At 44.0% G+C, this 6,717-nt stretch carries 8 protein-coding genes; 5 read left to right on the top strand and 3 right to left on the bottom strand.

Annotated elements, in window-relative coordinates; all coding sequences use genetic code 11:
• From B3M51_RS00435 to B3M51_RS00425, 3 genes are all read right to left on the bottom strand, one after another.
• Positions 1 to 308 (bottom strand): hypothetical protein (locus B3M51_RS00435; protein ID WP_292756084.1); only part of this gene is annotated, 308 nt, incomplete at its 3' end.
• Between the two features lie 124 nt (positions 309 to 432).
• Positions 433 to 1,110 (bottom strand): OmpW/AlkL family protein, encoded by a 678-nt coding sequence (locus tag B3M51_RS00430; protein WP_292480737.1) that lies wholly within the window; start codon positions 1,108 to 1,110, stop codon positions 433 to 435.
• Between the two features lie 65 nt (positions 1,111 to 1,175).
• A complete protein-coding gene (locus B3M51_RS00425; protein ID WP_292480739.1) occupies positions 1,176 to 1,697 on the bottom strand; it encodes a hypothetical protein in 522 nt (173 codons plus the stop codon).
• Between the two features lie 348 nt (positions 1,698 to 2,045).
• Between B3M51_RS00425 and pstS the strand changes: the two genes are divergently transcribed.
• The 5 genes from pstS (at position 2,046) to B3M51_RS00400 (ending at position 6,682) form a co-directional block, all read left to right on the top strand.
• A complete protein-coding gene (gene pstS, locus B3M51_RS00420) occupies positions 2,046 to 3,104 on the top strand; it encodes a phosphate ABC transporter substrate-binding protein PstS (RefSeq protein WP_104934607.1) in 1,059 nt (352 codons plus the stop codon).
• A gap of 131 nt (positions 3,105 to 3,235) precedes the next feature.
• Complete coding sequence (gene pstC / locus B3M51_RS00415) at positions 3,236 to 4,213, top strand: phosphate ABC transporter permease subunit PstC (protein ID WP_014706658.1); 978 nt, start codon at positions 3,236 to 3,238, stop codon at positions 4,211 to 4,213.
• Entirely contained in the window at positions 4,210 to 5,109 is a 900-nt protein-coding gene (gene pstA / locus B3M51_RS00410; RefSeq protein ID WP_014706657.1) for a phosphate ABC transporter permease PstA, read from the top strand. Before pstC ends, pstA begins: the two co-directional genes overlap by 4 nt.
• Positions 5,110 to 5,123: 14 nt before the next feature.
• A complete protein-coding gene (gene pstB, locus B3M51_RS00405) occupies positions 5,124 to 5,951 on the top strand; it encodes a phosphate ABC transporter ATP-binding protein PstB (protein WP_014706656.1) in 828 nt (275 codons plus the stop codon).
• Between the two features lie 65 nt (positions 5,952 to 6,016).
• The gene (locus tag B3M51_RS00400) at positions 6,017 to 6,682 is read left to right on the top strand and encodes a hypothetical protein (protein WP_292756081.1); all 666 of its coding nucleotides are present in this window, start codon (positions 6,017 to 6,019) and stop codon (positions 6,680 to 6,682) included.
• Positions 6,683 to 6,717 lie beyond the last annotated feature (35 nt).

The following is a 6,717-nucleotide window of genomic DNA, read 5'->3' as shown; positions in this document are numbered from 1 at the left end:
CCCAGAGCCAGTCGTTGTTGTTGTTCAAGTTGCGTTATTGTGGAAATGGCATTGGCAATCAACTCTCGCTTGTTACGAACTAACGCCTGATTAGCATTTTTGCCAAATAATAATTCATCGGTAATCTGTTTGAATAAACGATAACTGTTATTGGATAATTTCCAATGCTCTGTGAGTAATGCATTTGCCATGTTCACTTGAACAATGTTCTGGGCAGTCAGTCTTGTGGACCAGATAGCCAGCGCTCCTGCCAGGAAAACCATGGCAAGAGCAATAACAGCAAAAGCAATAATTTTTTTCCGATACATAAAATCTAACCTAGTGAATTATGGCGTCGCCTGCAAAACCTAAGCATATATCAACATTAAGCTGTACAGGCAGATTACTAAAGTCATCACCATCTCAGGGTTATCTTTTACCGGGTTGTTGTGATTAAAAACGTCTGCCAATACCGATACCGAAGATCACTGGATCAATATCAGTACTGACAGACACCGAGCCTGCCGCCGTATTCCGATAAGTCGCTGTGGTATCGATATCAATGTATTTCAGGTCGAGGTTTACAAACCAGTCATCGTCCAGCGCATAGTCAACGCCTGCCTGAAAGGCCAGTCCCCATGATGATTTAAGCTTGACCGAATCACCGGGATTACTGAGACCAGAGCTGTTAGGAACCTTTTCATCAAAGAAATAGGTGTAGTTCACTCCCATTCCAACATACGGCTTGAGTTTGGCATTTGGGCGGAAATGATATTGCAAAGTCAGGGTTGGTGGCAGAACTTTGGTTTCAGCGACCGGTCCCAGAAAATCCCAGCTTTGGCTACCATCCACGGTGTGCTCGGAATAACCTAAAATTAACTCTATACCCCAGTTGGGTGTCATCATGTATGTGATATCCAGTTCCGGTACAGTATCACTATCAACACTGACACCTTCCGTTCCTTGATCAACTCCATTGACTGATACCGTTCCACTTGAATCGTTTGGATTAACGTTAATCACCCTTCCACGAATCAACCAGTCACCAGCCTCATAAGCCTGAACATAACTGACCGGACCAAGAAACCCGGCCAGCAGCATAAACAAAGGTGCACTCGAATATTTCTTCATATTAAGCAGACTCTTTAATAAATGGGAAAAAGCCTGCACAAGATCTCCTGTGCAGGCTGTATTAATTACTTACTAAAAGGTAAGGAAGAGTGATGTAACTCGATTTTGACACTGCCATCGTCATTCAATCGATAACCAAATGTATATTCAACTTTGGTTTCGTTACCAGCAGTATCGGTAAAGTAGTAAAGCCCCATAGCCAGGGCATGGTCGTCACGAATCAGCAGATCTTCATTCTCAAATCGAACGGCAGTCCACGGTTGCAGTGCAAAGCCTTTATCTTCCTCAAGCATGCCGCCTACAAAATATGAAAGCGCTTCTTCATAGCTGTTACGGAAAGGGTCATCCACTGCTTTGGTTGGTTTGAATAACACTTTGTCTTCGAATGCATACAAGCTGTCCAGCAATTCACTGGCGACTGCCTCTGCATCTTCACCGTCAGTTTTTGCCTGACCGATTTCCACAATACCTTCGGCCCAGGCGTTTTGTGCTGCATGAATAGCTTCTTTATCGAGTTTATCGATCTGAGCAAATGCCGAGGTGGTAAAAATCAGACTGAAAGCGCTTGCAAGATAAGTTGTTTTCATTGTTGGTCTCTCCTGTTGTTAACCTGAGAGCCATGATATTTGCAAGAGATGAAAGCAGAGCCGACAAGGAATTAAGCTTGAATGAATAAAAGATTAACAAGTTGTTAATGTTTTAGTGTCAGCTGCATGAGACGGCATACAAAAAACACCAGAAATTAATATCAGAACAGCTGATAAAACATAGCTTATGTCTGATTTTCGCCTTTGTTGATATCCGCCAAAGTTAATCCTCAAGTCCTAGCGATAAATCCAACTTTTCAGTCTTTGTCATAAATGTTTAACAAACCGCCAATAGACTTAGCGAATTGTAAATCGAGTGTTTTACTTTTTCATTAGTCAGGAGTTTTTATGAAACTATTTGCGAAGAGCGCAAAGTCAGTTTTTGTCATTGGCGCGCTTATTGGTGCCATGAGTTCAACAGCTGCATATGCTGATCTTAAATTGAATGGTTCTGGTGCAAGTTTTCCAGCACCACTTTATAACAAGTGGTTTAAAGACTACAGCAAGCAAACTGATGGCGTTCGTGTTGACTACCAATCAAAAGGTAGTGGCGCAGGTATTCAGGATTTCATTAACGAAACGGTAGATTTTGCAGGCAGTGATGCTGCTATGAAAGACAGTGAAATTGCCCAGGTCAAGAAAGGTACTATCCTGTTACCAGTAACGGCGGGTGAAGTGGTTATTTCATACAACCTTGATGGTGTTACAGAATTAAAACTGCCACGTGATGTTTATCCGGAAATCTTTCTGGGCAACATTACTAACTGGAACGACCCGAAAATCCAGGCAGCTAATCCTGGTGTAAAACTTCCTGACCAAAACATAACTGTTGTTGTTCGTTCTGATTCAAGTGGTACCAGCTATGTATTCACTAATCATCTGGCAGCAATCAGCGATAATTTCAAAGAACAGGTTGGTGGTGCAAAAGCACCCAACTGGCCAAGTGCTGGCACCATCGTCAAAGCACCTAAAAACGATGGTGTAACAGCGACTATCAAACAAACGCCTGGCGCAATTGGTTATGTTGAATATGGTTTTGCCAAATTGACCAAAATGCCTACCGCCCTGCTGGAAAATCAAAAAGGTAACTTTATTGAAGCCGGTGGCGAAACCGGTGCTTCAGCCTTAGCAACGACCGCTTTCCCAGAAGGTAATCTGCCAAATAGTGATGTACCGGATTTACGTGCATGGGCAACTGATCCATCGGGCGATGATGCTTACCCTATCGCAACGTTCACCTGGTTACTTGTTTACAAAAATCAAGGTGAAGAGAAAGCCAAAGCATTAAAAGACCTTATTGAATACATGATCACTACTGGTCAGGAATCTTCTGAAGCAATGGGTTATATCCCGCTGCCAGAAAATGTTGTTGAGAAAGTTCGCAACGCGGCCAGCATGATTCAGTAATCACGCTTGGTTGTCTGATAAATGTAATGCTGCAAGTGTTTAAAACACTTGCAGCATTTATCTGTTCAAGCGCCTGAAAATAAGATGTTAGCAATATTTACTATAAATATTCACGATTGATAGGAACACAAATGGTTCACGATCCTTTTAAAGATTCCGCGAGTGGCAATACACTGTCCGCGCCGCCTTCTCCAACTGATTACATGAAAGATTCCATCTTCAGATCTTTTGCTTACTTCTGTGCTTTATCAATCATTCTTTTAGTCGCTTATATCGTTTTTGAACTCGGTTCTCAGGCATTACCTGCAATTAAGGATCATGGTTTAGGTTTTATCACCGGTACTACCTGGGATACCAACCAGAATGAGTTTGGCGTGTTACCTGAGATTTGGGGAACGCTGTACAGTTCATTACTCGCATTGCTGATTGGTGGTGGATTAGGAGTCGCTATTGCCATCTTCCTGACTCAGGGCTTCATGCATGCCAAAGTCGAAGTGATGTTCAGAACCATCATTGAGCTGTTAGCGGCTATTCCTTCAGTAGTTTATGGTTTATGGGGTATTTATGTGCTTATCCCGTTAATCAGGCCGGCTGCCCATTGGCTGCATGAAACGTTTGGCTGGTTTCCCTTGTTCAGTACCGATTTAAGTGGTCCAGGCTTGGCTCCCGCGGCGTTGGTGCTCGCCATTATGATTCTTCCGACTGTAGCAGCCATTTCAGCCGATGCCTTCCGTCGTATTCCTTACAAAGTAAAAGAAGCAGCCTATGGTATGGGGGCGACAAAATGGGAAGTGATTCTTAAAGTCATGCTACCAACAGCCTCCTCTGGGATTCTGGCAGGTTTGGTATTGGGATTTGGTCGCGCGTTGGGCGAAACCATGGCACTGGCCATGTTAATCGGTAACGTGAATGACATCAGTGTCTCACTGTTTGCCCCTGCCAATACATTGGCATCCCTGCTGGCTTCAACCTTCCCTGAAGCAGGCCAAATTGAAATTCAGGCACTGATGTATGCGTCTCTGGTCCTGCTGCTTATCACCTTTGTGGTCAATGTTGCCGGTCTGGCCGTTCAGCAATACACCATGCGTAAATTTGAGGGTAAAAAATGAGTCAGATTAACGAACAGATTCTGCCACCCAGGATCAATTTACCGAGTCTTGAGAAAAATGTGCTCGAACTGAGAGCCTTGAAAGATTTCTTCCTGACAGGATTGGTTTGGGGATTAGCCATATTAGCCAGTATTCCTCTGATATCGGTTATTTACATGCTCATCATGGAAGGTGGTGCAAGACTTGATTTTGAGGCTATTACAGCATTGCCACCAGCCGGCTTCGAGACCGGCGGTGGCTTTGGTAATGCTATCGTGGGAACACTGACCATGGTAGGTATTGCCTCCGCACTGAGTATTCCCATTGGAACCATGGCGGCACTCTATCTGGCCATACTTAACCCCAACAGTAAAACCGCGACTGTCTCCAGATTTTTATCCAAAGTGCTGACCGGCTTCCCCTCTATTCTGGCTGGTGTGTTTGTCTATGCTGTCATCGTTATCACCACAGGCACCTACTCGGCCTGGGCTGGTGGTGTGGCTTTGGCAGTATTAATGCTGCCAACCGTTACTCTAGCTGCTGAGGAAGCCATGAAGCAGGTGCCACAAAGAATGAAAGATGCAGCCTTTGGCATGGGTTGTACCCGTACCCAGGTCATTTTTAAAGTGGTCTTGCCGACCGCCCTACCCGGGATTATGACTGGGGTCATTCTGGCAGTTGCCGGTGCGGCGGGTGAATCTGCTCCATTACTGTTCACAGCCTTGTTCAGCAATTACTACATGTCCGAGCTGGCAGAACCAACTGCCTCGCTATCCATTCTGATTTACAACTTTTCCGGTATGCCGTTTGAGAATCAAATTGAACTGGCATGGACTGCTTCGCTGGCACTGGTCTTACTTGTATTGTTTTTCAATATCGTTGCCCGTGTCGTTGGCAGAACAAAATTTAGAGAATAACCAAGGAAATAACTATGAATATGCAAACCGAAACAGGTGAGTTCATCGCCAAAAAATATGAGCCAAAAGGCCCTGTCGTTTTAGACTGCTATGTCAAAAACATTTACTACGGTGATTTCCGAGCAGTTAGAGATACCACTATCCCGGTTGAAAAAAATAAAGTGACTGGTTTTATTGGCCCATCTGGTTGTGGCAAAAGTACTGTATTGAGAAGTATGAATCGGATGAATGATTTGATTGACTCGTTCAGATTTGAAGGTCACATTCAATATCATGATCATGATATCTACAGTAAAAAAGTGGATGCAGTCATTGTCCGCCGCTATATCGGTATGGTTTTCCAGCTTCCTAATCCCTTCTCAATGAGCATTTATGACAATGTTGCATTTGGTTTAAGGTTGAATGGTTATAAGGGCGATGAAGAAGAGATGGTGGTCAAAGCGCTGAAAAGAGCGGCCATCTGGAATGATGTTAAAGATAAACTTAAAAACAGTGGGCTTTCACTATCCGGTGGTCAGCAGCAGCGTTTATGTATTGCACGAGCGATTGCAACTGAGCCTGATGTACTGTTAATGGATGAGCCCTGCTCTGCTCTGGATCCCATTGCCACACGTCAGATTGAAGAGCTGATGGTTGAGTTAAAACAGCATTACAGCGTGGCGCTGGTCACCCACAATATGCAGCAGGCGATGCGTGTTGCTGATGTCACTGCCTTTCTGGGGGTGGATATTTCGAATGGCGGCCGCACCGGCTATCTGGTGGAAATGGATGACACAAAGAAAATTTTTGAAGATCCACAGCAATTGCTTACCAAACAATATGTCCGTGGTGAGTTTAGTTAATCCTGGCTTTGTCATTTTTTAAGAATAGTTACGGAACGACATGATGAATTATCGGGTTTGATTTGATGGACAATATTGCAAGACTTGATATTGCTGCCATCAGATCCTGCCTGATAGATACGCAACTCAACTTTAAAAAGATTAACGCCTCGCTCAAGGTCAAACGAACACCACCAAGCGATACGGTGCTCGAAAACCTGATAGCGGGTTATGCAAAAATAGACGAGTACCTGATCAATGGCATCGATTTATTTGCCTATGGGAATTCGGGGTTACTGCTCGAACTGAACTATATTGTGTTGTATCAGCATTCAACCACATCATCTATAGAGAAACACTCCCAGTTTGAAGCCACTCAGGCACATTTTTATGATGTGAGAGACGGCGGAATTGGTCAGTTAATGGATTGGCTGGCATTAAATCAGAATACGAATGTCTGGAAACGTTGTGCTGGTATTTTCACCAACATCCTCAGTCAGCCGCAGCTTTTTTTAGAAGGAAACCACCGTACTGGCTCATTAATTATGAGCTATGTGTTAATGCGGGAAGGTTATTCACCTTTTGTCTTATCTTATGAAAATGCCAAGCATTTTTTTGAGCCTGCAGAGCTAACCAAAAAGCGTCGGAAAAAATCACTGGTGGATGATTTCATATACCTGCCCAAGCAAACACGAAAATTTGCCAAGCTACTCCGAAGCGAGCAGGAAAAACGCCAGTTTTTAATGACCTAGGGCTTGTTGCTCTTTCAGTCACAACCCGAAGGGCT

It is taken from the genome of Methylophaga sp. UBA2689, from assembly GCA_002354555.1.
In the GTDB taxonomy this organism is placed as follows: domain Bacteria; phylum Pseudomonadota; class Gammaproteobacteria; order Nitrosococcales; family Methylophagaceae; genus Methylophaga.
The sequence above is the reverse complement of the archived record's forward strand: the minus strand, read 5'-3'. Positions and strand labels throughout refer to the sequence as shown.